Below are 23,929 nucleotides of genomic sequence, written 5' to 3'. Positions count from 1 at the left end.
GCAGGCTGTGACCGGTCGCCCGCCTTCGCGGCGGGCGCCGGTGTGAGAATCGCGCCCACTTCCGTGGAGCGCATGCATGACTTCATCCGCACGGGTCGCCTGGCTGGTCTGCCTGGCCCTGGCCACGCCGCTGGCGTCGGCCGCCACCTATACCGTGGGCCCGACGGGCCGGCAGTACACCCAGCTCTCGCAGGTCTTCACCAGTCGGGACCTGGCGCCCGGCGATATCGTCGAAGTCGACGGCAACGCCACCTACAGCGGCGGCATCGTGGTGGGCGAGAACGATGGGGGCGCGCCGGGCAATCCGGTGGTGATCCGCTGGAACCGCGCCGCCGGTACGACCCGGCCGGTCCTGCAGGGCGGACAACACACGATCAAGTTCCAGCGCGCCAACCATGTGGTCTTCGAAGGCTTCGAGGTGCGCGGCGGTACCAGCACCTGTGTCTTCAGCGAAGCACATGACGTCACCGTGCGCGATGCGCTGATCACGGCCTGTCCTTCGCACGGCATCCTCGGGGCCGACCAGAACTCGGGTTCCTTCACGCTGGAATACAGCGAGATATCGAACACCGGCGCGGGAACGACGCGGCATTCGGTCTACATGCAGTCGGACGAGGTGGCGTATCCCGGCGCGCTGTTCGTGATGCGCCACAACTACGTGCACAGCGGCACCGGCGGCAACCTGCTCAAGGTCCGGCACGAGCGCAGCCAGATCCACTACAACTGGTTCGAGGGCGCGGTCTACCAGGCGATGGAGCTGATCGGTCCGGACTGCGAGACACAGCAGGCCGCCTGGACGCCGGACCTGAAGCGCGAAGACATCGAGGTGCTGGGCAATGTCATCGTCCACACGGCGAGCTGGCGCAATGCGATCCGGGTGGGCGGTGACCTCAACGGACGCAGCCAGGGCAGGGCACGACTGGTGAACAACACCATCGTCTTCGACCGGGCGGGTGCGGCCAATGCGGTGATGGTGCAACTCGGACAGGAATCGCTGGAGATGCACAACAACGTCATCTACCAGACAGCGTCCGGCAGCAGCCCGTCGATCGTGTACGAGAATCCGGCATCGGATGTCGATACGCCCTACTGCGCGCCGCTGGGCCGCGAGCCGTGGATCAGTGGCCGCAAGGTGGCGGGCAGCAACAATTGGGTGCAGAACGGCGCGCAGCGCGTGCCCTCGGAGTGGTCGAATACCTACCAGGGCAGCGATCCGATGCTGGCCGATATCGCCCAGCGCCGGCTGCGTCCGCGCAGCGGCAGTCCTTTGCTGGCGATGGCGCACCCGTCGCCACCCGCGCCGCCGGCGTTTCCTTATCCGTCGCCGACCGACGGACCGGCTTACGATCCGCCGATGCGCACCAAGCTGGCCGTGGGAGCGGCCTTGCTCCGGCTGAAGCCCGCGGCTGGCCCTGCGATCGGCGCGTTCGAGCAGGTCGGCAGCGATGAAGACACCGGACCGATCCGTGTGAACGGGGCGCAGCCGTTGATTCCTGGCCGCGCCGCGCCGGTGGTCCCCACGCGGCTGTCAGCACCCCACCAGCCACAAGACGCGGTGCGCGCGCAGACGAGTGATCCCATTCTCCGTCCCGCGCGCACGCCGTCGTGGCCATGGCTCTACCGGCTGTGGGTCTGGTCCGGCCGCTGGTGGCCCGCGAGTCAGTAGCGCTCGGCAGCAGCGTTCCCTTTTTGAGGACTTGCGTTTCGCTCGCGGACTTGGTGGGCTGCTTCCTGCGCTGCACAATCCCCGGCCGCTTCCGCAGGTGACCTCGATGTCTGTCCGCCCCAGTGCCCTGGCACTGACTCCGCTACTGCTGTTCCTCGCGCTGTTCTTCGGCGCCGGCCTGTACTACACCGCGCAGGGCGAGGCGATGGGCTTCTACCAGCTGCGCGCGCCGGTCGCGATCCTGCCCGCGCTCGCGCTCGGCGTCTGGCTGGCGCGCCGGCGTGGCGTGCCGGCCCAGCAGACCCTGCTGCAGGGGATGGGCGACAGCAACGTCATGCTGATGTGCCTGATCTTCCTGTTGGCCGGTGCGTTCGCCACCGTGTCCAAGGCGATCGGGGCAGTGGACGCCGTGGTGGCGCTGGGCCTCGGTGCGCTGCCGCCCAGCCTGATCCTGCCGGGCCTGTTTCTGGTCGCCGCGTTCGTGTCGCTGTCGATCGGTACGTCGATGGGCACCGTCGCCGCGGTCGTGCCCATTGCGCTGGGCGTTGCGGATGCGGCGGGACTTGACCGGGTGCTGGTGGTCGGCGCCGTACTCGGAGGCGCGATGTTCGGCGACAACCTGTCGATCATCTCCGATACCACCATCGCCGCCACGCGTAGCCAGGGCGCGGAGATGCGCGACAAGTTCCGCGAGAACTTCAAGATCGCGCTGCCGGCCGCACTCCTAACCATCGTCCTGCTCGCCACGCTGGGTGATGCCGCGCCGGTGCAAGCACCGGAAGCCGCCTCCGCTTGGCTGGTGCTGCCCTATGTCCTGGTGCTGGCGCTGGCGCTGGCGGGGCTGGACGTGGTGCTGGTGCTGGGGGTCGGACTGGTGATCTCGGGTGTTTTCGGCTTCGCGTTGGCGCAGGACTACGACATCGTGTCGTTCGCGGGTGACATCTATCTCGGCTTCGAAAGCATGGTGGAAATCACCTTGCTGTCGATCCTGATCGGCGGCCTGGCGGCGTTGATCAAGGCGACGGGCGGGCTGGACTGGCTGGCACAGGTCATCGCCAGGTTCGCGCGCGGCCACAAGGGGCGGCGCTCCGGTGAGATCAGCATCGCGGCGCTGGCCGCAGGCTCGGATGCGCTGACCGCGAACAACACGGTCGCCATCCTGGTCACGGGCAGCCTGGCCAAGGACATCGCAGAGCGTCATGGCATCAGCCCGCGACGCGCGGCGAGCGTGCTCGACATCTTCGCGTGCGTCGTGCAGGGCGTGCTGCCCTACGGCGCACAGATTCTCCTGGCCGCCTCGCTGGCGGCCGTCTCGCCGCTGGCCCTGGCTGGGAGCGTGCACTACTGCTGGCTGCTGGCGCTCTCCGCGCTGTTGTTCATGCTGTGGCCGGCGCGACGCGGCGCAAGTCCGCCGCCAGCATCTTCGTAAGGCAGTAAAAAGAAACGGGGCGCTCAGGCGCCCCGTTTCGCATGCGGCCGTTGGTCGCGGATCAGTCGCGCGACTGCAGCTTGGACAGCAGGCGCAGCAGTTCCAGATACAGCCAGACCAGCGTGACCATCAGGCCGAACGCGCCATACCACTCCATGTACTTCGGTGCGCCCTGTTCGACGCCGGTCTCGATGAAGTCGAAATCCAGCACCAGGTTCAGCGAGGCGATGACCACGACGAACAGGCTGAAGCCGATGCCGATCAGACCCGACTCATGGATCAGCGGGATCTTGATGCCGAAGAAGCCCAGCGCGATGGTCGCCAGATAAACCAGCGCGATGCCGCCGGTCGCGGCTACGACGCCCAGCTTGAAGTTCTCCGTGGCCTTGATCAGACCACTGCGATAGGCGAACAGCAGCGCGAACAGGATGCCGAAGGTCAGCATCACGGCCTGCATCACGATGCCGCCGAACTGCGCGTTGTAGACCGCCGAGATCGCGCCCAGGAAGAAGCCTTCGACCAGCGCATACAACGGTGCGGTGACGGGCGACCAAGTCTTTTTGAAGACAGTGATCAGCGCCAGCACCAGGCCGCCGATGGCGCCGCCCCACATGTACACCGCAAAGCCGGGGGCGGGCAGGCCGTCCGGGCCGAGTGCCTGGTTCCACGAGAACGCCGCGGTCAGCACGGTCAGCAGCAACAGGATGCCGGTCTTGTTGATCGTGCCGTTGAGCGTCATCGCCCCGCCGTCGCGCGAGACCACCGCGCCACTGCCAAGGTCGAGGAAGGTGGATTCCTTCAATGCCGGATTGCCGCTACGCATCTTCGTTCCCTCATGTGGTTGCCGGACGTCTGTCCCCAGTGCCAGAGCATATCTCACACGGCTGGCCATCACGTTTCGTTTGACAGCAGGGCCGCAGGTTCCGACAATACGCGACCTCGTTGGCGTCCAGACGCCATGCCGGGACCCTCGTCGGGGTATAGCGCAGTCTGGTAGCGCATCTGGTTTGGGACCAGAGGGTCGGGGGTTCGAATCCCTCTACCCCGACCAGCACGATGCACATCCCGCGTGTTCCGGCACGACGGGGATGCGACAATCCGGACCGGGCGCCCGTAGCTCAACCGGATAGAGCACCGGCCTTCTAAGCCGGCGGTTACAGGTTCGAGTCCTGTCGGGCGCGCCAACTCCGGTGCGGTCCGGGAGGAAGATGGTTTCAGTGGTGGCTGTAGCTCAGTTGGTTAGAGTACTGGATTGTGATTCCAGATGTCGGGGGTTCGAGTCCCCTCAGCCACCCCACTGATTGCAGGACGTCCGCACTGCGGGGGTTCACAGAAAAAAACGATGCGGTTACACTACGCGTCTGATGTTTTGGGGCCGTTAGCTCAGTTGGTAGAGCAGTTGACTCTTAATCAATAGGTCCAAGGTTCGAATCCTTGACGGCCCACCAAACCTGAAAGCGCCCGGTGACCCCGGGCGCTTTTTTCTTGCCGGTCCGCTCGGGGCGCCGGCTACAATGAAACACCTGCGAAAGTGGCGGAATTGGTAGACGCACTGGATTTAGGTTCCAGCGGGTAACCCCCGTGAGGGTTCGAGTCCCTCCTTTCGCACCATGTCTCAAGGGGCCAGCTGTGCCCCGGTTCTCCGGCGCCGCCCCTCGATCAGGGCAGTCGGCCAAGCTGGCCATTCCTCCCGGCATCACGCGCCCCGCTGGCAGCCCGCTCCGGAATCGGCGAAACTAGCAAGTTCCGCCGGGAGGGGCATTGCGCCTGCGTCCCAGGCGTCCCGGATTATCAACATCGCCCCGGCAGTGCCGTGGCCGCAGGAGTCAGTGAGTATGCAAGTTTCGGTCGAATCGGTCGGCAACCTCGAGCGCCGCATGAGCTTCAGCCTGCCGGCGGAGCGTCTGGACACCCACATTGGCGGCCGCCTGCGCGAGCTGTCGCGCACCGCGCGCATCAAGGGCTTCCGCCCAGGCAAGGTGCCGGCGAAGGTCATCGAGCAGCGCTTCGGCGACCAGGTGCGTGCCGAAGCCCTCGACGGCCTGCTGCGCGAGACGTTCAACAATGCCGTGCGCGACCAGGACCTGCAGTTGGCCGGTAATCCGCGCATCGAGAAGCAGGGTGAGGGCGAACTCGACTTCGTCGCCACCTTCGAAGTGGTGCCGGACTTCGGCGACGTCGACGTCGCCAAGCTGAACGTGGTGCGCAACACCGCCGACGTCAGCGATGCCGACATCGACCAGATGATCGACAACCTGCGCATGCAGCGCCGCACGTTCCAGGTCGTCGAGCGCGGCGCGAAGGAAGGCGATCGCGTGGCGCTGGAGACCTGGTCGCAGGCCGGCGACGAGCGCATGCCGGCCGAGGGCGCCGAGAAGGGCGCCACCCTGATTGGCTCGGGCGTGATGTTCGGGGAGATTGAGCAGGCGCTGGTCGGCCTGGCCAAGGGCGACGAGAAGACCGTGTCGGTGACGTTCCCGGCCGACTGGCGCGTGCCGCAGCTGGCCGGCAAGCAGGTCGATGTGTACGTCAAGGTCACGGACGTGGCCGAGTCGGTGCTGCCGGAAGTCGACCGCGAGTTCATCCGCAGCTTCGGCGTGAAGAGTGGCGATGCCGAGCAGTTCCGCGCGGACATCCGCAGCAACCTCGAGCGCGAGCTGAAGGGTGCGCTGATGACCCGTCTGCGCCGTGAAGTGGGCGAGCAGCTGATCGCTGCCTACGCCCACGTCGAGATGCCGCCGCGCCTGGTCGAGAACGAGGCCCGTGTGATGGTCCAGCAGGCCGCCGAGCAGGCCCGCCGTCAGGGCCAGCAGGTGCAGATCCCCGACAATGCCCACGAAGGCTTCATGGATGCCGCCCGCAAGCGCGTCCTGGTCGGCCTGCTGGTGGGTGAGGTCGCCCGCCGCAACCAGCTCCGCCTGGACCCGAAGCGCCTGAACGAGACGCTGCGCCTGATCGCCTCGACCTACGAAGAGCCGGAGCAGGTCATTGAGTTGTACCGCAACGATCCCCAGTTGATGAACAGTCTGCAGGGTCGTGTGATGGAAGAGCAGGTGATCGACTGGATCGCTGAGCGCGCCCAGCACACCGAGCAGGCGCTTTCCTTCCAGGAAGCCATCCGCAACTGATCCGGGCGCCCGCCCGGGCAGAAGGTCCGGCTATCCTAGGCCGGACCCTTCCATGAACGACAGGCGCGAGAACCGATGACCATTCAAACCCAAGCCCTCAACCTGGTGCCGATGGTGGTCGAACAGACCAGCCGCGGCGAGCGCGCCTACGACATCTATTCCCGTCTGCTGAAGGAGCGCGTGATCTTCCTGGTCGGTGGCGTGGACGACCACGTGGCGAACGTCATCGTGGCCCAGATGCTCTTCCTCGAAGCCGAGAATCCCGAGAAGGACATCAGCCTGTACATCAACTCGCCGGGTGGCGTGGTGACGGCCGGCATGGCCATCTACGACACCATGCAGTACATCAAGCCGGACGTCAGCACGATCTGCGTGGGCCAGGCGGCCAGCATGGGTGCGCTGCTGCTGGCGGCAGGCGCCAAGGGCAAGCGTTACGCGCTGCCGAATTCGCGCGTGATGATTCACCAGCCGCTGGGTGGCTTCCAGGGCCAGGCCACGGATATCGACATCCATGCCCGTGAGATCCTGACGCTGCGCGCCAAGCTGAACGCCATTCTGTCCCACCACACGGGGCAGTCTCTGGAAACCATCGAACGCGATACCGAGCGCGACAACTTCAAGAGCGCGGCGGACTCCCAGGCTTACGGCCTGGTCGACCAGGTGCTCGAGCGTCGCCCGGACGATTCCATCCAGTCGGCCTGACCCCCGGATTGAGCGGTTTTCTGGCCCAAATCCCCCTGTTCACGGACCCGGCTGACACGCAGGGACCGTGTGCTATTCTCCGACCGCAAGCCCTCCCGGGCAGGTTGAGCGACCGAGTAATACCAGCATGAGCGAAGATCGTCAGGGCCGTTCCGGCGACAGCACAAAAATCCTGTACTGCTCGTTCTGCGGCAAGAGCCAGCACGAGGTCCGCAAGCTGATCGCGGGTCCGAGCGTGTTCATCTGCGATGAATGCGTGGAGCTGTGCAACGACATCATCCGCGAAGAGCTTGAAGAGAAGGCGCAGTCCGCCCGCAGTCACCTGCCCAAGCCGCGCGAGATCCTCGAGGTCCTGGACCAGTACGTGATCGGCCAGAACCGCGCCAAGCGCACGCTGGCCGTGGCGGTCTACAACCATTACAAGCGCATCGAGAGCCGTAGCAAGAACGACGAGGTCGAACTGGCCAAGTCGAACATCCTGCTGGCCGGCCCGACCGGTTCGGGCAAGACGCTGCTGGCCGAGACGCTGGCGCGCCTGCTCAATGTGCCGTTCACTATTGCCGACGCCACCACGCTGACCGAAGCCGGTTACGTGGGCGAGGACGTCGAGAACATCATCCAGAAGCTGCTGCAGAAGTGCGACTACGATGTCGACAAGGCGCAGCAGGGCATCGTCTACATTGACGAAATCGACAAGATCTCGCGCAAGAGCGAGAACCCCTCGATCACCCGTGACGTGTCCGGCGAAGGCGTGCAGCAGGCGCTGCTCAAGCTGATCGAAGGCACGGTCGCCAGCGTGCCGCCGCAAGGTGGCCGCAAGCATCCGCAGCAGGAGTTCCTGCAGGTCGACACCAAGAACATCCTGTTCATCTGCGGCGGTGCGTTCGCCGGGCTGGACAAGATCATCCAGCAGCGCAGCACCGAGGCCAGCGGCATCGGTTTCGGCGCCAAGGTGAAGAGTTCGGAGAAGAAGCCGGAAGTCGGCAAGGTGCTGTCGGAGGTCGAGCCGGAAGATCTGATCAAGTTTGGCCTGATCCCTGAGTTCGTCGGCCGCCTGCCGGTCGTCGCAACCCTGGAAGAGCTGGACGAGACCGCGCTGGTCAAGATCCTCACCGAGCCCAAGAACGCCATCACGAAGCAGTTCAAGAAGCTGTTCGAGATGGAAGGCGTCGAGCTGGAGTTCCGTCCCGACGCGCTGTCGGCGATCGCCCGCAAGGCGCTGAAGCGCAAGACCGGCGCGCGCGGTCTGCGCACCATCGTCGAGTCGGTGCTGCTGGACACGATGTACGAACTGCCGTCGCTGGAGAACGTCAGCAAGGTGGTCGTGGACGAGTCGGTGATCGAGCACAAGTCCGAGCCGTACCTGATCTACCAGAATCCACCGGCACCGAAGGTCGCTTCGGCGGAGTGATTCCGCAGATCGTGCTCCCCCTGACAGGCGCCCTCGTGGCGCCTGTTCAGTTTTGTGCGTCCGTCGGCAAGTGGCCGGTTCCCTTGGCGTTTTGGCGACGCTCTTGCATCCCTTTGGCGATGGCCCCATAACGGGGCCATTGGTGCCGTCGCACCCCTGTATTCCGTACCTGCTGGAGCCCCCATGCCCCGCCGTCCCCAGACTGAGATCCTCGACCTGCCGGTCCTGCCGCTACGCGATGTGGTGGTGTTCCCGCACATGGTCATTCCGTTGTTCGTCGGTCGCGACAAGTCCATGCGTGCGCTGGAGCAGGCGATGGAGGCCGACAAGCGCATCATCCTGCTGGCGCAGAAATCCGCCGAGACGGACGATCCTGCCGCCGCCGATCTCTATACCGTCGGTACGCTCGCGCAGGTGCTGCAGCTGCTGAAGTTGCCCGATGGCACGATCAAGGTGCTGGTCGAGGGCACGGCACGTGTGAGCGTGTCGAACGTTGTCGAACGCGATGGCTCGCTGTACGGACAGGGCGAAGAGATCGATTCCACCGACGAGCGGGAGCCGCGCGAGATCGAGGCCGTGGCCCGTTCGCTGATGGGCCTGTTCGAGCAGTACGTGAAGACCAACCGCAAGCTGCCGCCCGAGTTGCTGCAGACGCTGGCGGGTATCGATGAGCCCAGCCGACTGGCCGATACCATCGCCGCGCACCTCGGTGTGCGCCTGAGCGACAAGCAGCGTTTGCTGGAAACCGTCGAAGTAGGCGAGCGACTCGAACTGCTGGTCGGCTTCGTCGACGGCGAGATCGATGTGCAGCAGCTGGAAAAGCGCATCCGCGGCCGCGTGAAGTCGCAGATGGAAAAGAGCCAGCGCGAGTACTACCTCAACGAACAGATGAAGGCCATCCAGAAGGAGCTGGGCGAACTCGACGAAGCGCCCAACGAACTGGAGGAACTGGCGCGCAAGATCGCCGAGGCCGGCATGCCCAAGCCCGTCGAGACGAAGGCGCGCAACGAGCTCAACAAGCTCAAGCAGATGTCGCCGATGTCGGCCGAAGCCGCGGTCGTCCGCAACTACCTGGACTGGCTGCTCGGCGTGCCGTGGAACAAGCGCACCAAGGTGCGCAAGGACCTCAAGGTCGCGCAGGACACGCTGGATGCCGATCACTACGGTCTGGAGAAGGTCAAGGAGCGCATCCTCGAGTATCTCGCGGTGCAGTCGCGGGTGAAGAAGCTGCGCGGCCCGATCCTCTGCCTGGTCGGTCCGCCGGGTGTCGGCAAGACCTCGCTGGGCCAGAGCATCGCCAAGGCGACCAACCGCAAGTTCGTGCGCATGTCGCTCGGTGGCGTGCGTGACGAAGCCGAGATCCGTGGCCATCGCCGTACCTATGTCGGCTCGATGCCGGGCCGCATCGTGCAGAACCTCAACAAGACCGGCAGCAAGAACCCGCTGTTCGTCCTGGATGAAATCGACAAGATGTCGATGGACTTCCGTGGCGATCCGTCGTCCGCGCTGCTCGAGGTGTTGGATCCGGAGCAGAACAACGCCTTCAATGACCACTACCTCGAAGTCGACCTGGACCTGTCCGAGGTGATGTTCGTCGCGACGTCGAATTCGCTGAACATCCCGGGTCCGTTGCTGGACCGCATGGAGGTAATCCGCATCCCGGGCTACACCGAGGATGAGAAGGTCAACATCGCGCAGCGTTACCTCGTGCCGAAGCAATTGAAGGCCAACGGCCTGAAGGTCGATGAGCTGAAGATCGCAGAGAGTGCGATCCGCGACCTGGTCCGCTACTACACGCGGGAATCCGGTGTCCGCAATCTCGAGCGTGAAGTCGCGAAGATCTGCCGCAAGGTGGTTAAGGAGATCGCGCTGGCGGGTCCGAAGCCGGTCAAGAAGAAAGCGGCCGCCATGCAGGTCAGTTCCAAAAACCTGGAGAAATATGCTGGCGTGCGACGCTACGATTTCGGTCGCGCCGAGGAGCAGAACGAGATCGGCCTGGTCACCGGACTGGCGTGGACGGAAGTGGGCGGCGACCTGCTGCAGATCGAAGTCGCACTGGTGCCAGGCAAGGGCGGCATGTTGTTGACCGGCCAGCTGGGCGACGTGATGAAGGAGTCGGGTTCCGCGGCGATGTCCGTTGTGCGTGGCCGCGCGGCAAGTCTGGGGGTGGATGCGGAGTTCCTGCAGAAGCACGACGTGCACCTGCACGTCCCCGATGGCGCGACGCCGAAGGATGGCCCGAGTGCCGGCATAGCGATGGTGACGGCGCTGGTGTCCGCACTGACGAGGAATCCGGTGCGCTCGGATGTGGCCATGACGGGCGAGATCACGCTGCGCGGCCGCGTCACCGCGATCGGCGGACTGAAGGAGAAGCTGCTGGCGGCGCTGCGAGGCGGCATCACCACCGTCATCATTCCCGACGAGAACAAGAAGGACCTCGCCGACATTCCGGCCAACGTCACCGAAGGCATGAAGATCGTGCCGGTGAAGTGGATCGACCAGGTGCTCGACCTTGCCCTGGAGCGGCCGCTCGCACCCGCGCCCGCCGCGGGTGGTGATGGCGGTGAGCGGACCATGCCGACGGCCAAGAAGGAGCGTGGCAAGGGGTCGCAGCAGCCCGGCGTGAAGCACTGAGCCGGATAACGGGCGATGCCTGTCATCGCCCTGAAACCCGCGCCATTACTGGGTTTTCGGCTTGCGTGGCATTTTTCGCGCTGGTATAACGACGTCACCCGCATGCACGAAGCAGTGCTTCGTAGCGCGTGGAGATAACGACCGGTTCCGGCAAGGCGAACGAAGCCAGAGGTTCCGGTCACTCATTCCGCGGTTGTGCCGCACAGGGAGTTACTCAATGAACAAAACCGAATTGATCGATGCCGTTGCCGACGAAGCCGAAGTGTCCAAGGCCGAAGCCGGCCGCGCCGTCGACGCCGTCATCTCCAGCATCACCAAGGCCCTCAAGAAGGGCGACAGCGTGACGCTGGTCGGCTTCGGCACCTTCCAGGTCCGCAAGCGCGCTGCTCGCACGGGCCGCAACCCGAAGACGGGCGACACCATCAAGATCAAGGCGTCCAAGAACCCGGCGTTCAAGGCTGGCAAAGCCCTGAAGGATGCCGTAAACTAATCGACTCGCTGCCGATGGCAGGGTGTTATCACCCGGGTGCTTAGCTCAGCGGTAGAGCGTCTCCCTTACACGGAGAGGGTCGGGGGTTCGAAACCCTCAGCACCCACCACATCGGGGCGATGCAAAGTTAAAAAAGTTGTCAGATGGTCTAGCGGAAAGCGCTGAAATCGTCTTACAATGTTCGTCTCAGCGCGGAGTGGTAGTTCAGTCGGTTAGAATGCTGGCCTGTCACGCCGGAGGTCGCGGGTTCGAGTCCCGTCCACTCCGCCATTTCACCCAAAAAGCCCGCGAAAGCGGGCTTTTTGCTGTCCGCAATCCGGTCGGCATGCAGCATCACCGGGCGCCATCGGATCCGCCGGGCGGCGAGACGCCAGTCCCCGGGCGCGCTAAACTGCACGGCTGAACGAATTCGGGTCCCGTGCGCACATGCTGCAGAAACTCCGCGACAAAACCTCCGGCTGGATCGCCAGCCTGATCCTGGGTTTGCTGATCATCCCGTTCGCCTTCGTCGGCGTGAACGAATACGTCACCGGCGGCACCGCAAGTGACGTGGCGTTGGTGGAGGCACCGCCGACGTGGTGGCAGTCCGCGCCGCAATGGTGGCCGGTGTCGATGCTGTGGCAGCGCGAAGAGGTCACGCAGGACGATTTCCGCGCCGCTTTCGAGCAGGCGCGGCAGCAGCAGCGCCAGGCGCTGGGCGAAGCATTCGATCCGCGTGAGTTCGAGAGCGCCGACAACAAGCGCAAGGTGCTTGAGCAGCTGATCGACCAGAAGGCGTTGGCGCTGGGTGCGAAGCGCGCAGGCATCGTCGTGGGCGATGCCGCCGTGCAGAAGATGATCATGAGCGAGCCCGCCTTCCAGGTGGACGGCAAGTTCAGTCCCGAGCAGTACCAGTTGCTGCTGTCGTCGCAGCTGCCGGCGCTCTCGCCGCTGCAGTTCCAGGAACAGCAGCGCGAGCGGCTGCGCATGATGCTCGTGCCGCAGGCCATCGATGGATCCGATTTCGTGACCGAAGGCGAGCAGGCCCGCTTGTGGAAGCTGCTGGGCGAAACGCGTGATGTCGGCATCGCGCTGCTGCCGCCCGTGGCCGAAGACACAGCGCCGGTCACCGATGCGCAGATCAAGGCGTGGTATGACGGACACAAGAACGACTTCAAGCAGCCCGAACAGGTCTCGCTGGAGTACGTGGAAATCAATGGCGCGACGTTGCCTGTCACCGCGGTCGCCGATGAGGCAGCGCTGCACAAGCGTTACGAGGCGGAGAAATCGCGCTTCATGTCACCCGAGCAGCGCGTTGTCGCGCACATCCTGATTTCGGCCGACGCCGGTGCCGACGCCGCCACGCAGAAGAAGGCCGAAGACAAGGCTGCTGCGCTGGCCAAGCAGGCACGCGAGGGCGCTGACTTCGCCGCGCTGGCACGTGCGAACTCGGAGGATCCGGGCTCGAAGGATGCTGGCGGTGAACTGCCGCCGTTCGCGAAGGACGGTTCGATGGTCAAGCCCTTCGAGGACGCGGCATTCGCGATGCAGGCCGGCGAGATCCGTGGCCCGGTCAAGAGCGACTTCGGCTACCACGTGCTGCAGTTGAAGCAGATCAATCCCGGCACCGGCCGCAGTTTCGAGGAAGTGCGCGGTGAGCTGGCGACCGAAGAGGCCAACAGCGAGCGTGAGCGCGCCTACAACGACCTGGCCGGTCGCGTGGTCAACGAAACCCTGAAGAACCCGACGGCGCTGGCGCCGGCTGCCGAGGCTACCGGTCTGCCGTTGCAGAAGGTCGGCCCGTTCTCGCGCAACGCTCCCCAGGGGATTGCCGCGGTGCCCGCCGTGATGCGTGCGGCCTTCTCGGACACGCTGGTGCAGGACGGCACCATCAGCGATCCGATCGAAGTCGCGCCGAACCACAGCGTGGTCATCCGCGTTTCCCAGCACACGCCGGAGCAGGCGCTGCCGCTGGACAAGGCGCGCGACGCGGTGGTGCTGGCCATCCGTGCGGACCGGCAGGAGAAGGCTGCGCAGGCCGCGGCGGATGCACTGGTGGCACGCGTACAGAAGGGCGAAGCACTGGCGACGGTCGCTGCTGCGGACGGCCTGCGTTTCAATGAGCTGCCGGGTCTGCGCCGCGGCATGCCGATGCCCACCGCAGAGGCCAACGACGCGATCTTCGCGGCGGGTCGTCCTGCAGAAGGCAAGGCCGTCGCGGGCAAGGTCGCACTGGGCGACGGTGCCTATGCCATCTTCACCGTCAACAAGGTGACCGACGGCGCCATCGCCGACATGCCGCCGCAGGAGCGCGAGACGCTGCAGCAACAGCTGATGCAGCTCAATGGCGGTGTCGCGACGCAGGCCTACGTGGATGCGCTGCGCAAGCGCTTCAAGGTCAAGGTCTTCGAAGAGCGGCTCTGAGCCACGGGCTCACTGGTCGACAGGAATCCCGCCTAACAGGCGGGATTCTTTTTTTGCAGCTACGGGATGCGTCAGTCCGTGTCGTCGTCCAGTTTCAATACCATGCCGGGGCGCAGGACAGCATCCGCTTTCAGGCCATTGATCTGAAGGAGTCGCGTCGAGGTCGTGTCGTAACGGCGTGCGATGGTCCAGGCAGACTCGCCGCGTTTGACGGTATGCGTGCGCGCCGAGGAAGTGTCGGCGGCGGCCGTCGGTGCGGTGGACGTGGACGCGGCTGACACCGACGTCGGTGCGATCACGTCGTCCGCGCCTTCGCTGGTCGGTGCCAGCAGACGGATCGGCCGGCTGCCCTGACTGAAACGGCCCACCAAGGCGGGGTTGAGGCGCTTGAGCAGGGCCACGGGCTGCTGTTGCTGCCTGGCCCACGCTTCGAGGGTCGCGTCGCCTGGCAGGGTGTGCGCCGCCAGGCGGGGCACTGGGCGGTCCATCTGCTTGAGCCAGGCATCGCGATCATCGGCCTGCTGGAAGATGCACGCCAGCGCGTGCAGCTTCTCCACATAGGCATAGGTAATGCCGGACAGGCCGGGCAGTTCCGCCGGTCGTGCATTGCGGGCATTCATGCCGGCGCGACGCATCGATTGCAGCAGCCGGTATTCGCCGGCGTTGTAGGCCATCACCGCCAGCCGCCAGTCGCCGCCGAACATGCCATGCAGGGTCTTGAGGTAGCGGACGGCGGCCTGTGTCGAGTCCACCGGTGACAGCCGGCCGTCGTAGCCCTCGCGCATCGGCACGCCATGGTTGCGCGCGGTGATGCCGATGAACTGCCAGAGCCCCGCCGGTCCCTGGGGATTGCGGGCGCCCGGCTTGTAGCCGCTTTCTACGAAAGGAATCAACGCGAACTCGGTCGGCAGGTGCGCTTCGCGCAGGGCGTCGACCACATAACCGAACAGCGGCAGCACATCGTCCTCGGCACGCGCGAGCTGTCCGGGGGCGTGGCTGAAGTGCTTCTTCCACCGGCCGTTGGTCGCTTCGCTATCGCACTCCGGATCGGCGAGGCCGTCGCGGAAACGCTGGTAGATATCCAGTCCGCTGCGCTGGTGACTGGTGGGAAGGCTGGCCGGATCAAGGGGCGGCGCGGACGGCGCGGGCTGCTGCTCGGCGGGCGGGTCGGCAGCGAGCGCCGCGTGGGGCGCGAAGACGAGCCCCGCCACCAGCAAGGCCATATGCAGTGGATTTCGTCGGATCATGCGCGGAAATCGTTCTTCCACTGCCGCAAGGTGGCGAACGTCTCCACCCGGTCGGCAGGGGGGCGGCCCAGGCGATGGGTCACCGCGTCGCGCACCGCCTCCGTATCCACCCGCAGGAACGGGTTGGTTGCGACCTCGCTGGCGAGCGAGACGGGCAGGGTGGGGCGGCCCGCCTGGCGCATGCCGCGGGCTTCCTCGATGCGTCGGCGCAGGGCCGGATTGTGCGGGTCGACCGCAATGGCGAACGCGCCATTGGCCAGCGTGTACTCATGGCCACAGCAGACCAGCGACGACGCGGGCAGTTCGGCGAGGCGTTCCAGCGATGCCAGCATCTGTGCTGGCGTCCCCTCGAACAGGCGCCCGCAGCCTAGGCTGAACAGGGTGTCCCCGCAGAACAGGTGCGGTGGACCGTCGGTGCCGCCGCCGTGGAAGGCGACATGGCTGCGCGTATGGCCCGGCACGGCGAGCACGGACAGGTGCCAGTGCTTCACCTGCACGACGTCGCCTTCGCCCACGCGAACCGTCGCATCGGGGATGCGCTCGTCCTCGGGTGCGAAGACGGGCAGCGTCGGCCAGCGCGCCCGCAGGGCGGCGATGCCCCCGGCATGGTCGGCATGGTGGTGGGTGATCAGGACTGCCGCAGGCCACAGGCCATTGCCAGTGGCGGCGAGCACGGGCGCCGCATCGCCGGGATCGATCACCAACGCGTCGCCATCGTCGTCGACCAGCGCCCAGATGTAGTTGTCCTCGAAGGCAGGCAAGGCGAGCAGGCGCATCGGGGGAACGGCTCCGGGCGGGGGACGGACGCCCGGGGGCGGCGTCCTCTACAATCCGAACATGCCTGCGTTCGCGTTTACCCGTCAACCCGATGCCCTGGCGTGGTTCGGGACGGGCCACGGCGGACCGCTGCTGGCTTCGGAGCAGGCCCGGGTCAGCCAGGCGCTCACCAGCCGGACCCCGCAGCCCTGGCTGTGGGTGTCGCCGGGGTCCGATGCGCCGATGCAGCCCACCGCACCGGCCACACGGGGCCTTCGATTGCAGGCCAGTGCCGGGTCCCGCCATCTGACCGGACAGGTCCGCTGCGGACTGCCCTTGCCGCTCCCCACCGAGGCCGTGGGCGTGATCGTGCTGCAGCACGTGCTGGATGCCGGCGATCCGCAGCCCCTGCTGCAGGAGTGCTCGCGGGTGCTCGAGCCTGGTGGCCGACTGTGGCTGTTCGTGCTGAACCCCTGGAGTCCGTATCGCCTTCGCTGGCGAGGTGTCGGACTCGTGCCGCGGGCGCTGGACCAGTGGCGGCTGCAACTGGCGGCCGCCGGCCTGGTCGCCTCGGAGCATGTCCTGCATTACGGGCCTGTATGGAAGGGCGTCGCGGACGCGCCCGGCCATGGCCCCGCGCCGCTGCGTGCCGCCCGCCTGCTGGAAGCGGAGAAGCGCGTGGCCGGCCTCATTCCCCCCGCGCCGGTGGCGCGCGCATGGCGCACCGCGCCCGCGGCCTGACTTTCGATCACGAGGACACATGAAGCACGTCAGCATCCATACCGATGGCTCCTGCCTGGGCAATCCCGGCCCCGGCGGCTGGGCCGCACTGCTGCGCTACGGCGAGAAGGAGCGCGAAGTGGTCGGCGGCGAGGCGCAGACCACCAACAACCGCATGGAACTGATGGCCGCCATCGCCGCGCTGGAGGTGCTGACCGAAGGCTGCGAGGTCACGCTCCACATCGATTCGCAGTACGTCCGGCAGGGCATCACCGAATGGATGCCGGGCTGGGTGCGACGCGGCTGGAAGACTGCGGGCGGTGATCCGGTGAAGAACCGCGATCTCTGGGAGCGCCTGCATGCAGCGACCGGCCGCCACAAGATCGACTGGAAGTGGGTCAAGGGCCACAACGGCGACCCCGACAACGAGCGCGTCGACGTGCTTGCGCGCAATGCGGCCGTGCGGTTCCGCAACGGAGCGGTGGCGTGACGGTGGCGCTTGTGCCGGGGCAGGTCATCGCCGAGACGCCCCGCCTGCACCTGCATGCGATGTCCGATGGCGACGATGCCGACACGGCCCTGATGCTTGCGCTGCTCAACGACCCTGCCTTCATCCGCCATATCGCCGATCGCGGCGTGCGCACGCTCGACCAGGCGCGCGACTACCTGCGCAACGGCGCGCTGCGCAGCTACGCGCAGCATGGCTTCGGCATGTACGCGATCCGGCGCAAGGACACGGGCGCCCTGATCGGCAATTGCGGGCTGGTCAGCCGTGAGGGTCTGGACGGCCCCGACCTGGGCTATGCCCTGTTGCCCGCATATGCGGGGCAGGGGTTCGCCGTCGAAGCTGCGCGTGCCGTCATCGCTGATGCGGGCAGCCGGCTCGGCATCGTCCGTCTGCACGCCATCGTCAATCCCGACAACGTGGCTTCGATCGGTCTGTTGCAGAAACTGGGATTCGAATTCGACAGAATGATCGTGCTCCCCGCCATCGAACACCCGGTGGACCTGTTCCACCTGCACCTCTCCAAGGAAGCCGCCGCCTGATGCGCCAGATCATCCTCGACACCGAAACCACCGGCCTGGAGTGGAAGAAGGGCAACCGCGTCGTCGAAATCGGCTGCGTGGAACTGCTGGAGCGTCGTCCCACCGGACGGACCTACCACCAGTACATCAATCCACAGCGCGAATTCGAGCAAGGTGCGGCTGAAGTCACCGGCCTCAGCCTGGAGTTCCTGTCCGACAAGCCGGTGTTCGATGCGATTGTGGACGAGTTCCTGGCCTTCATCGACGGTGCCCAACTGGTGATCCACAACGCGGCGTTCGACGTGGGCTTCCTGGACTACGAACTGTCGCGGCTGGGCGAACGGTACGGTCGCCTGGCGGACCGGGTCACCGTAGAGGATTCCCTGCTGCTGGCGCGGCAACGGTTCCCCGGCCAGCGCAACTCGCTGGATGCGCTGTGCAAGCGCCTGGGTGTGGACAACACCCATCGCCAGTTGCACGGCGCGCTGCTCGACGCCCAGCTGCTATGCGATGTCTATCTGAATCTGACGGCGGGCCAGCGTGAGATCGGCTTCGGAGGTGCCGAAGAAGCGACGCCGGGTGCACCGGCCGCTGTCGTCCACCACTTCGATCCCGCTGTCGCGGGTGCGCGCCCCCGGGTGACGGCGTCCGCCGACGAACTGGCGGCGCATGAAGCGCGCCTGGCGGTGTTGCGCAAGAAGGCGGGGGGACGCTGCCTGTGGGACCCGCCGGTGCTCGAGGCCGGCTGACCGGCCTGGGGCTCAGTGGCAGCGCACGAGGATGGCGGTGACGTTGTCTGAGCCACCCCCATCCAGCGCGGCCGCGATCAGGGTGTCCACGCACTCCTGTGCGCTGCAGTCGTCGTGCTTCAGCGTGGCGGCGATGCTCGGATCGTCCACTTCCTCGGTCAGGCCGTCGCTGCACAGCAGCAGTTGCATGCCGGGACGCAGTTCGCCGGTCATGGTTTCCACGTTGAGGTGGTTGGGATCGGTGACGCCGAGCGCCTGGGTAACGACATTGCGGTGCGGATGGGTGCGCGCCTGCTCGCTGGTCAGGGCCCCCTGGGCGATCAGTTCCTGCACGTAGCTGTGATCCTGGCTGAGCTGCGCCAGTTGGCCTTCGCGCCAGAGATAGGCACGGCTGTCGCCGACCCAGGCCACCTCGAAGCGGTTGCCCTGGATGCGGGCGGCCACCACGGTGGTGCCCATCGGCAAGGTGTCGTTGCGACGGCGCGAGGTGCGGATGATCTCCTCGTCGGCGATCCGGATCGCCTGTGCCAGCGGCGTGCCATCGCGGATCTCGCGGACGATGGTCTCGCGCGCGAGCGCACTGGCCACTTCGCCGCAGGCATGACCGCCCATCCCGTCGGCCACCAGCCACAGGCCAAGCTCGCTGTCGCCGTAGTAGGTGTCTTCGTTCAGTTCGCGCCTGAGGCCGACGTGGGAGATGTGGCCGAATTCGATCATGGTGCCCTGTCTGTGCGGACGGTTTTTTCCTATCCGGTCATACGCAATGATCCGGTCGGACAGGACAACGGGCAAGGCAGATGACCCCAACGCGACCTGCGGGGGTTCATCGAGGTGGACAGAAAGTGATGCTCTGGCGATCCGCGGGCATCGATACGCTTGTCCGGATGCGGTCCGCCACGTATCATTCACGCCCTCGGGGAAGCCCGGGGCCACCGGAGAGGTGGCAGAGTGGTTGAATGTACCTGACTCGAAATCAGGCATACGTTAATAGCGTATCGAGGGTTCGAATCCCTCCCTCTCCGCCAGTTTCAAGCAAGCCCCCGCAAGGGGGCTTTTGCGTTCATGGCGCCTGCGTTGCACGGGTACCCGTTGCGGGGGCGGCGCTAGAATGGCTTTCTTTCGCCGGAGCCCCCCATGTCCGAGATCCTCGTCCCCGTGTCCTTCGGTGAGCTGCTGGACAAGATCGCCATCCTGCAGATCAAGTCCGAGCGCATGAGCGATCCGGCCAAGCTCGCGCACGTGCGCGACGAACTGACCGCCCTGGAGAAGACCTGGATGGCCCATCCGGTGGCAGGCACCGACATCGTCGAGCTGCGTGCGCAGCTGAAGGCGGTCAACGAGCGCCTGTGGGTCATCGAGGATGACGTGCGGCTGAAGGAAAAGGCGCAGGCCTTCGACGACGATTTCGTCCGCCTGGCCCGCAGCGTCTATTTCGAGAACGACGAACGCGCCCGCATCAAGAAGGCGATCAACCTGGCGCTGGGTTCCGCCTACGTCGAAGAGAAGTCGTACCAGGACTACCGGGCCGCCGGCGCGCCCTGAATCCGCAGCAGGTAGCGCACCATCCGGTAGCGCTCGGCCTGCGTGACCTGGCGTCCGTACTGCTGGTGCAACGGCTCGACGGAGGCGCCATCCCCCTGCGCCAGCGCCGACAGTTGCGCGATCACCAGCGCCTGCTCGCGGATCCGGGGCGTGACGGGGTGGGGAGAAGAGAGGACGGCGCGTGCACGGGTGCCCATTGCGACCGGATCCCGCGCCGCGGTGGCCGCGTACAGCGCCATGACCTCGGCGATGGCGGGAACCGTGGTGGCATCGGCCGCCCATGCGGGGGCGTTCCATACGTCCTGCAGGTCACCGGCGGGTAGCCAGCCCAGCGTCGCTTCGGCCACGTCGGCGGCCGCGTCCATCCACAAGGTCTGGTCCTGGCGCGCGTTCGGCGACAGGCCGCGCAGCGTTTCGATGGACATCGCCAGCTCGCGCGGCAACGTCGCGCGCTCCACCGGATGGACCGGCGCGCCGCGCATCAGCGCGGCGGTCATGACCGCATGGCGATGGCCGAGCGTGAAACGGTGCTCCGGCATGGCCTTCACCACGGCATCGGCCGGCACCGGCTGGTGGTCCACCAGCAGGTCGAGTACGGGCAATCCGTTGTCGACGAGCTGCTGCAGCGTCTGCGAGTAGTCGCGGCGGTAGCGCGATGCCGGTGCGCGCAAGGCCACATGCTGCGTGTAGTCGCTGTGAGCCGGCGCAGACATGGCACGGACGAACAGCGCGGCCAGGCGCTCATCGCCGATGTGCCGCAATGTCAGAGACGCATCGCCTCGCAAGCCGACGCGCGCGAGCTCCGCGCTCAGGGACGGGTGATCCCAGCGCGCCGCATCCGCCGCGTGCCGGCGGCCCGCGTGCGCCACCACGATCAGATCCACGTCGTGGGAGAGATACAGGTCGACCTGCGGGAACTCCGTCAGCAGCGCGGCGAGCATGCTGGCCAGCAGCGCATCGTCGATTTCGTACGTCTGCATCCATTGCACCAGCACGCCATCGTCGGCCAGGCGCCCACGCAGGAACGCGTAGAACTCCTGCGAGAAGAGATTGGCCACGCCGCTGACCCACGGGTTGGACGGCTCGGACACGATGACGTCATAGCGCGCGCCCTGGCTGGCGAAGAAACGGCGCGCGTCGTCGAAGTGCACGTGCGAGCGCGGGTCGTCGTACGCGCGTGCCACGCGGGAACCGAACCGCCGGGCGGCGGCGTGGATGGCGGGTTCGATCTCGACCGTGTCGACGCGTTCCACCGCGGGACTGCCCAGCAACGTATGCGTGGACAGGCCGGATCCCCAGCCGATCACGCCGACCCGGCGCGGCGCCGGGTGCGCGGCCAGCGGCAATGCACCAAGCGCCACCATGGTCAGTTCGTCGCCGGTCGGCGGCATGTCGAGGTCCAGCGTCATCGCCGCATCCGACTTGCCGTTGGTGGCGAGTGCGGCGGAGCGGTGATGTGTCGACGCGACCACGCTGACCGTGGCCGTCTTGCCGTCGCGGAGAAAGACCACGTCGGTGCTGTCGTCCAGTCGCGCAGTGCCGGTGCGGAACACGCCGCCAGCCTGTTCGCGCGGGTCGGGCTGTCCGACCGTGAAGCACAGCAGGATCGCAAGGAGCGGCGCCGCGATCGCCGCACCGACGAGCTTGGATGAAACCTCGCGTTCGCTACGCATCATCAGCCAGAAGCCGAGTGCGATGTCGCCGACCGCCGCCAGCACCATGCCGCCGCGCACGCCCAGCAGCGGGATCAGCACGTGCATCATCAGCACGACGCCGAGGATGGCGCCCACGGTGTTGGCCGCATACAACCGGCCGATGCCGGCTTCGCCGCGACCCGCACGCAGCCACGCGAGGGTGAACAGCGGCAACGTCATGCCGGCGAAGAAGGTGGCCGGCAGCATCACCAGCAAGGCGATGCCGGCGCTTCCTAGCGTGAACAGCGCGTAGCCGCCCTCGCTGCGCGACAGCGCCGCCATCAACGCGCCTACCCAGCGGAAGGAGTGCGCGAACGCGATCAGCGACAGCAACGCGGCCACGCCCATCGCGATCTGCGCCGCTGCGGCGATCCGCACCGGATCGGTCAGGCGCGCCGCGCGGCGATAGACCCAGGCGCCGCCGAACGCCAGTCCCAGCAGGAAGGCGGCCAGCATCAGCTCGAAGGCGTGCAGGGTGGTACCGAGTGCCTGGTTGAGCAGGCGTATCCAGCCGATCTCGTAGACGAAAGAACATGCGCCCGACAGGAGGGCGATCAGTGTCAACGCACCGGGCGCGATGTTGCCGTATGCAGCCGTCGAGGGTGCGGGTGACGGCGCGGCTTCGACGACGGCCGTGGGTTCGACCAGCCGCCGCGACAGCCACCACGCGCCCGCGGCCACCAGCAGGTTGATCGTGCCGGCGGCTGTCAGCGTGCCGGGCAATCCCCATGCCGGCAGCAACAGGAAGGTCGCCGCCAGCGCGCCCAGCGCAGCGCCGAGGCTGTTGCTGAAATAGAGCCCACCCAGCGCACGAGCCGGTTGATCGGGGACGGCGCGTAGATACCCGGCGCTGAGCAGCGGGAAGGTTGCGCCGAGCAGCACGCAGGCGGGCGCAAGCATTACTACGGCACTGAGCCAGGGATAGGCATGCGCGGCGAGGCCCTCGCCCAGCCACGGGAGCACCTGCGACTGGGACACGCGCAGGTAGCCGTCGAACAGCGGATGGAAGGCCAGGCCGATCACGCCAATCACGGCTTCAGCGATGGCGTACAGCCGCAGCAGGTGGCGCCAGCGCGGCGTTCCGCGTCCGGCCGCCCAGGCGCCGAGCGCCATGCCACCCATGAAGATCGCCAGCACCAGGCTCTGCGCGTAGGCCGCATGGCCGACGACGAGCCCCAGGTAGTGCGACCAGATGGACTGGTAGAGCAGGCCGGCGAAGCCCGACGCCAGGAACAGCCACAGCGTCAGCGCGCCGGCGCGGAGCCTCATGTGTCAGCGTGGTCCTGCCGGAACCGTTCGAAGGCGGCAATGCCGTCGTCCACGGTCACCAGTTCCATCACGCCATCGTGTTCGATCTTGGCGCCCCATTTCAGTTCGGCGGCCGGCCTGCCCTTGTAGCGGCGCGCCGCATCGTCGTAACGATCCACGCAATAGCGGACGCTGGAATAGGGGCCGCTCCGCCGCGGATTGCTGGCCGCATGCAGGCCGAGCACCGCGGTCCCCATCGCGTTGGCGATGTGCATGGGGCCGGAATCGGGCGTCATCACCAGGTCGGCGCGTGCCAGCAGCGCCGGCAATTGCTTCAGCGTGTCCTTGCCGACCAAGTCCAGCACCGGTGTATGCACCGCAGCACTGATGGCATCGGCAGTCTGCCGTTCCAGGTCGCTGCGCCCGCCGCACAGCACCACGCGCCAGCCCTGTGCCGCCGCGTGATCGGCGACGGCGGCATAGCGGTCGGCGTACCAGTTGCGGCGCACATGGCTGGAGCAGGGGGAAATGACCAGCGTGCGCGTGCCGTCGGCAGGCCACTGGGCCGCGGCCCAGGCATGTGCATCGACGGGCACGGGCAAGTCCCACACCACCTCGGTCTGTTTCAAGCCCAGCGGCTCGCAGAAGCTGCCCATCGCATCCAGTACGTGGATGCCCGGTCGATCGGGGATGCGTTCGTTGATCACCAGTCCATGCAGGTCCTTCGAGCGGCTGCGGTCGTAGCCGATCCGGCGGCGCGCCGGGATGAAGGCCGACAGCAGGTTCGCGCGCAGGGCCACCTGCATCTGCAGCAACGCGTCGAAACGGTCGCCGGGCAGGTCGCGGCGCAAGGCGCGCATGCCGGCCAGCCCGGTCTTCTTGTCGTAGGTGTGGAAGGTCACGCCTTCCAGGCCTTCGAGCAGCTTGAACCCGCCCTTGTCGATCACCCAGTGCAGGTGCAGTTGTGGCCAATGCCGCTGCAGGGTGCGCACCAGCGGCACGACATGGGTCACGTCGCCAAGCGCGGACAGGCGAAGCAGGCACAGTGAGTGGGGAATCGTGGACAAGTGTTGTTAGACTCGCT

General features: G+C 66.4%; 19 protein-coding genes and 8 tRNA genes. 21 read left to right on the top strand and 6 right to left on the bottom strand.

Annotated features, from left to right (window positions below; genetic code table 11):
* The first annotated feature begins 76 nt into the window (after positions 1–76).
* Together IB225_RS03095 and IB225_RS03090 are read left to right on the top strand one after the other, a co-directional pair.
* Entirely contained in the window at positions 77–1,666 is a 1,590-nt protein-coding gene (locus IB225_RS03095) for a hypothetical protein (protein WP_192309647.1), read from the top strand.
* A gap of 106 nt (positions 1,667–1,772) precedes the next feature.
* On the top strand, positions 1,773–3,095 hold the full coding sequence (locus tag IB225_RS03090; protein ID WP_192309646.1) for a Na+/H+ antiporter NhaC family protein: 1,323 nt from the start codon (positions 1,773–1,775) through the stop codon (positions 3,093–3,095).
* A 61-nt stretch (positions 3,096–3,156) separates the two neighbouring features.
* Here IB225_RS03090 and IB225_RS03085 read toward each other — a convergent pair whose 3' ends face one another.
* Positions 3,157–3,918, bottom strand: a complete 762-nt coding sequence (locus tag IB225_RS03085; protein ID WP_192309644.1) for a Bax inhibitor-1/YccA family protein — start codon at positions 3,916–3,918, stop codon at positions 3,157–3,159.
* A gap of 151 nt (positions 3,919–4,069) precedes the next feature.
* Between IB225_RS03085 and IB225_RS03080 the strand changes: the two genes are divergently transcribed.
* From IB225_RS03080 to IB225_RS03020, 13 genes are all read left to right on the top strand, one after another.
* A tRNA-Pro gene (locus tag IB225_RS03080) sits at positions 4,070–4,146 on the top strand.
* A gap of 56 nt (positions 4,147–4,202) precedes the next feature.
* Positions 4,203–4,279, top strand: a tRNA-Arg gene (locus IB225_RS03075).
* A 36-nt stretch (positions 4,280–4,315) separates the two neighbouring features.
* A tRNA-His gene (locus IB225_RS03070) sits at positions 4,316–4,392 on the top strand.
* Between the two features lie 75 nt (positions 4,393–4,467).
* A tRNA-Lys gene (locus IB225_RS03065) sits at positions 4,468–4,543 on the top strand.
* A 77-nt stretch (positions 4,544–4,620) separates the two neighbouring features.
* Positions 4,621–4,706, top strand: a tRNA-Leu gene (locus IB225_RS03060).
* A 224-nt stretch (positions 4,707–4,930) separates the two neighbouring features.
* On the top strand, positions 4,931–6,223 hold the full coding sequence (tig, locus tag IB225_RS03055; RefSeq protein ID WP_192309642.1) for a trigger factor: 1,293 nt from the start codon (positions 4,931–4,933) through the stop codon (positions 6,221–6,223).
* Positions 6,224–6,298: 75 nt separating this feature from the next.
* Positions 6,299–6,925, top strand: a complete 627-nt coding sequence (gene clpP, locus IB225_RS03050; protein WP_192271666.1) for an ATP-dependent Clp endopeptidase proteolytic subunit ClpP — start codon at positions 6,299–6,301, stop codon at positions 6,923–6,925.
* A gap of 127 nt (positions 6,926–7,052) precedes the next feature.
* Positions 7,053–8,336 (top strand): ATP-dependent Clp protease ATP-binding subunit ClpX, encoded by a 1,284-nt coding sequence (gene clpX, locus IB225_RS03045; RefSeq protein ID WP_192271664.1) that lies wholly within the window; start codon positions 7,053–7,055, stop codon positions 8,334–8,336.
* 183 nt (positions 8,337–8,519) lie between these two features.
* Positions 8,520–10,970: an endopeptidase La gene (lon, locus tag IB225_RS03040; protein ID WP_192309640.1), complete on the top strand. Its 2,451-nt coding sequence runs from the start codon at positions 8,520–8,522 to the stop codon at positions 10,968–10,970.
* A gap of 184 nt (positions 10,971–11,154) precedes the next feature.
* Positions 11,155–11,460 carry an HU family DNA-binding protein gene (locus tag IB225_RS03035; RefSeq protein WP_268793387.1) on the top strand — a complete coding sequence of 102 codons (306 nt, stop codon included), beginning with the start codon at positions 11,155–11,157 and terminating at the stop codon, positions 11,458–11,460.
* Between the two features lie 34 nt (positions 11,461–11,494).
* Positions 11,495–11,569: transfer RNA gene (locus IB225_RS03030), tRNA-Val, on the top strand.
* Positions 11,570–11,653: 84 nt separating this feature from the next.
* Positions 11,654–11,730: transfer RNA gene (locus IB225_RS03025), tRNA-Asp, on the top strand.
* Between the two features lie 156 nt (positions 11,731–11,886).
* A complete protein-coding gene (locus IB225_RS03020) occupies positions 11,887–13,863 on the top strand; it encodes a SurA N-terminal domain-containing protein (RefSeq protein ID WP_192309638.1) in 1,977 nt (658 codons plus the stop codon).
* Positions 13,864–13,934: 71 nt separating this feature from the next.
* On the opposite strand, the gene IB225_RS03015 is transcribed toward IB225_RS03020, so the two are convergent.
* Together IB225_RS03015 and gloB are read right to left on the bottom strand one after the other, a co-directional pair.
* Positions 13,935–15,110, bottom strand: coding sequence for a lytic transglycosylase domain-containing protein (locus IB225_RS03015; RefSeq protein WP_192309636.1), 1,176 nt, complete (start codon positions 15,108–15,110; stop codon positions 13,935–13,937).
* Positions 15,107–15,886: a hydroxyacylglutathione hydrolase gene (gene gloB, locus IB225_RS03010; protein WP_192309628.1), complete on the bottom strand. Its 780-nt coding sequence runs from the start codon at positions 15,884–15,886 to the stop codon at positions 15,107–15,109. The genes IB225_RS03015 and gloB overlap by 4 nt, the downstream gene beginning before the upstream one ends.
* A 316-nt stretch (positions 15,887–16,202) precedes the next feature.
* Between gloB and IB225_RS20300 the strand changes: the two genes are divergently transcribed.
* The 4 genes from IB225_RS20300 to dnaQ are packed head-to-tail and all read left to right on the top strand — an operon-like array spanning position 16,203 to position 18,361.
* Positions 16,203–16,607: a methyltransferase domain-containing protein gene (locus IB225_RS20300; protein ID WP_225583234.1), complete on the top strand. Its 405-nt coding sequence runs from the start codon at positions 16,203–16,205 to the stop codon at positions 16,605–16,607.
* Positions 16,608–16,626: 19 nt separating this feature from the next.
* Positions 16,627–17,076, top strand: a complete 450-nt coding sequence (rnhA, locus tag IB225_RS03000; RefSeq protein WP_192309624.1) for a ribonuclease HI — start codon at positions 16,627–16,629, stop codon at positions 17,074–17,076.
* Positions 17,073–17,633 carry a GNAT family N-acetyltransferase gene (locus tag IB225_RS02995; RefSeq protein WP_345776562.1) on the top strand — a complete coding sequence of 187 codons (561 nt, stop codon included), beginning with the start codon at positions 17,073–17,075 and terminating at the stop codon, positions 17,631–17,633. The genes rnhA and IB225_RS02995 overlap by 4 nt, the downstream gene beginning before the upstream one ends.
* Positions 17,633–18,361: a DNA polymerase III subunit epsilon gene (gene dnaQ, locus IB225_RS02990; protein ID WP_192309622.1), complete on the top strand. Its 729-nt coding sequence runs from the start codon at positions 17,633–17,635 to the stop codon at positions 18,359–18,361. The genes IB225_RS02995 and dnaQ overlap by 1 nt, the downstream gene beginning before the upstream one ends.
* A gap of 12 nt (positions 18,362–18,373) precedes the next feature.
* On the opposite strand, the gene IB225_RS02985 is transcribed toward dnaQ, so the two are convergent.
* Positions 18,374–19,078, bottom strand: coding sequence for a PP2C family serine/threonine-protein phosphatase (locus tag IB225_RS02985; RefSeq protein ID WP_055942014.1), 705 nt, complete (start codon positions 19,076–19,078; stop codon positions 18,374–18,376).
* Positions 19,079–19,295: 217 nt separating this feature from the next.
* Between IB225_RS02985 and IB225_RS02980 the strand changes: the two genes are divergently transcribed.
* Both IB225_RS02980 and IB225_RS02975 read left to right on the top strand, forming a co-directional pair.
* Positions 19,296–19,386, top strand: a tRNA-Ser gene (locus tag IB225_RS02980).
* 109 nt (positions 19,387–19,495) lie between these two features.
* Positions 19,496–19,903, top strand: coding sequence for a DUF6165 family protein (locus IB225_RS02975; RefSeq protein ID WP_192309620.1), 408 nt, complete (start codon positions 19,496–19,498; stop codon positions 19,901–19,903).
* Here IB225_RS02975 and IB225_RS02970 read toward each other — a convergent pair.
* Complete coding sequence (locus IB225_RS02970) at positions 19,879–22,866, bottom strand: spermine synthase (protein ID WP_192309619.1); 2,988 nt, start codon at positions 22,864–22,866, stop codon at positions 19,879–19,881. The two genes, IB225_RS02975 and IB225_RS02970, sit on opposite strands and share 25 nt — an antisense overlap.
* A complete protein-coding gene (locus tag IB225_RS02965; RefSeq protein WP_192309617.1) occupies positions 22,863–23,912 on the bottom strand; it encodes a glycosyltransferase family 9 protein in 1,050 nt (349 codons plus the stop codon). The genes IB225_RS02970 and IB225_RS02965 overlap by 4 nt, the downstream gene beginning before the upstream one ends.
* Between the last annotated feature and the right edge of the window lie 17 nt (positions 23,913–23,929).

This window comes from Pseudoxanthomonas sp. PXM02, from assembly GCF_014851805.1.
GTDB lineage: Bacteria > Pseudomonadota > Gammaproteobacteria > Xanthomonadales > Xanthomonadaceae > Pseudoxanthomonas_A.
The sequence above is the reverse complement of the archived record's forward strand: the minus strand, read 5'-3'. Positions and strand labels throughout refer to the sequence as shown.

What these genes read in the sequence shown, in the direction of transcription:
- IB225_RS02975 (WP_192309620.1), top strand. Translation starts at nt 19,496, where the DNA reads ATGTCCGAGATCCTCGTCCCCGTGTCCTTCGGTGAGCTGCTGGACAAG.
- tig (WP_192309642.1), top strand. Translation starts at nt 4,931, where the DNA reads ATGCAAGTTTCGGTCGAATCGGTCGGCAACCTCGAGCGCCGCATGAGC.
- IB225_RS02985 (WP_055942014.1), bottom strand. Translation starts at nt 19,078, where the DNA reads ATGATCGAATTCGGCCACATCTCCCACGTCGGCCTCAGGCGCGAACTG.
- IB225_RS03015 (WP_192309636.1), bottom strand. Translation starts at nt 15,110, where the DNA reads ATGATCCGACGAAATCCACTGCATATGGCCTTGCTGGTGGCGGGGCTC.
- IB225_RS03090 (WP_192309646.1), top strand. Translation starts at nt 1,773, where the DNA reads ATGTCTGTCCGCCCCAGTGCCCTGGCACTGACTCCGCTACTGCTGTTC.
- dnaQ (WP_192309622.1), top strand. Translation starts at nt 17,633, where the DNA reads ATGCGCCAGATCATCCTCGACACCGAAACCACCGGCCTGGAGTGGAAG.
- IB225_RS03085 (WP_192309644.1), bottom strand. Translation starts at nt 3,918, where the DNA reads ATGCGTAGCGGCAATCCGGCATTGAAGGAATCCACCTTCCTCGACCTT.
- gloB (WP_192309628.1), bottom strand. Translation starts at nt 15,886, where the DNA reads ATGCGCCTGCTCGCCTTGCCTGCCTTCGAGGACAACTACATCTGGGCG.
- IB225_RS03020 (WP_192309638.1), top strand. Translation starts at nt 11,887, where the DNA reads ATGCTGCAGAAACTCCGCGACAAAACCTCCGGCTGGATCGCCAGCCTG.
- clpP (WP_192271666.1), top strand. Translation starts at nt 6,299, where the DNA reads ATGACCATTCAAACCCAAGCCCTCAACCTGGTGCCGATGGTGGTCGAA.
- rnhA (WP_192309624.1), top strand. Translation starts at nt 16,627, where the DNA reads ATGAAGCACGTCAGCATCCATACCGATGGCTCCTGCCTGGGCAATCCC.
- IB225_RS02970 (WP_192309619.1), bottom strand. Translation starts at nt 22,866, where the DNA reads ATGAGGCTCCGCGCCGGCGCGCTGACGCTGTGGCTGTTCCTGGCGTCG.
- IB225_RS03095 (WP_192309647.1), top strand. Translation starts at nt 77, where the DNA reads ATGACTTCATCCGCACGGGTCGCCTGGCTGGTCTGCCTGGCCCTGGCC.
- clpX (WP_192271664.1), top strand. Translation starts at nt 7,053, where the DNA reads ATGAGCGAAGATCGTCAGGGCCGTTCCGGCGACAGCACAAAAATCCTG.
- lon (WP_192309640.1), top strand. Translation starts at nt 8,520, where the DNA reads ATGCCCCGCCGTCCCCAGACTGAGATCCTCGACCTGCCGGTCCTGCCG.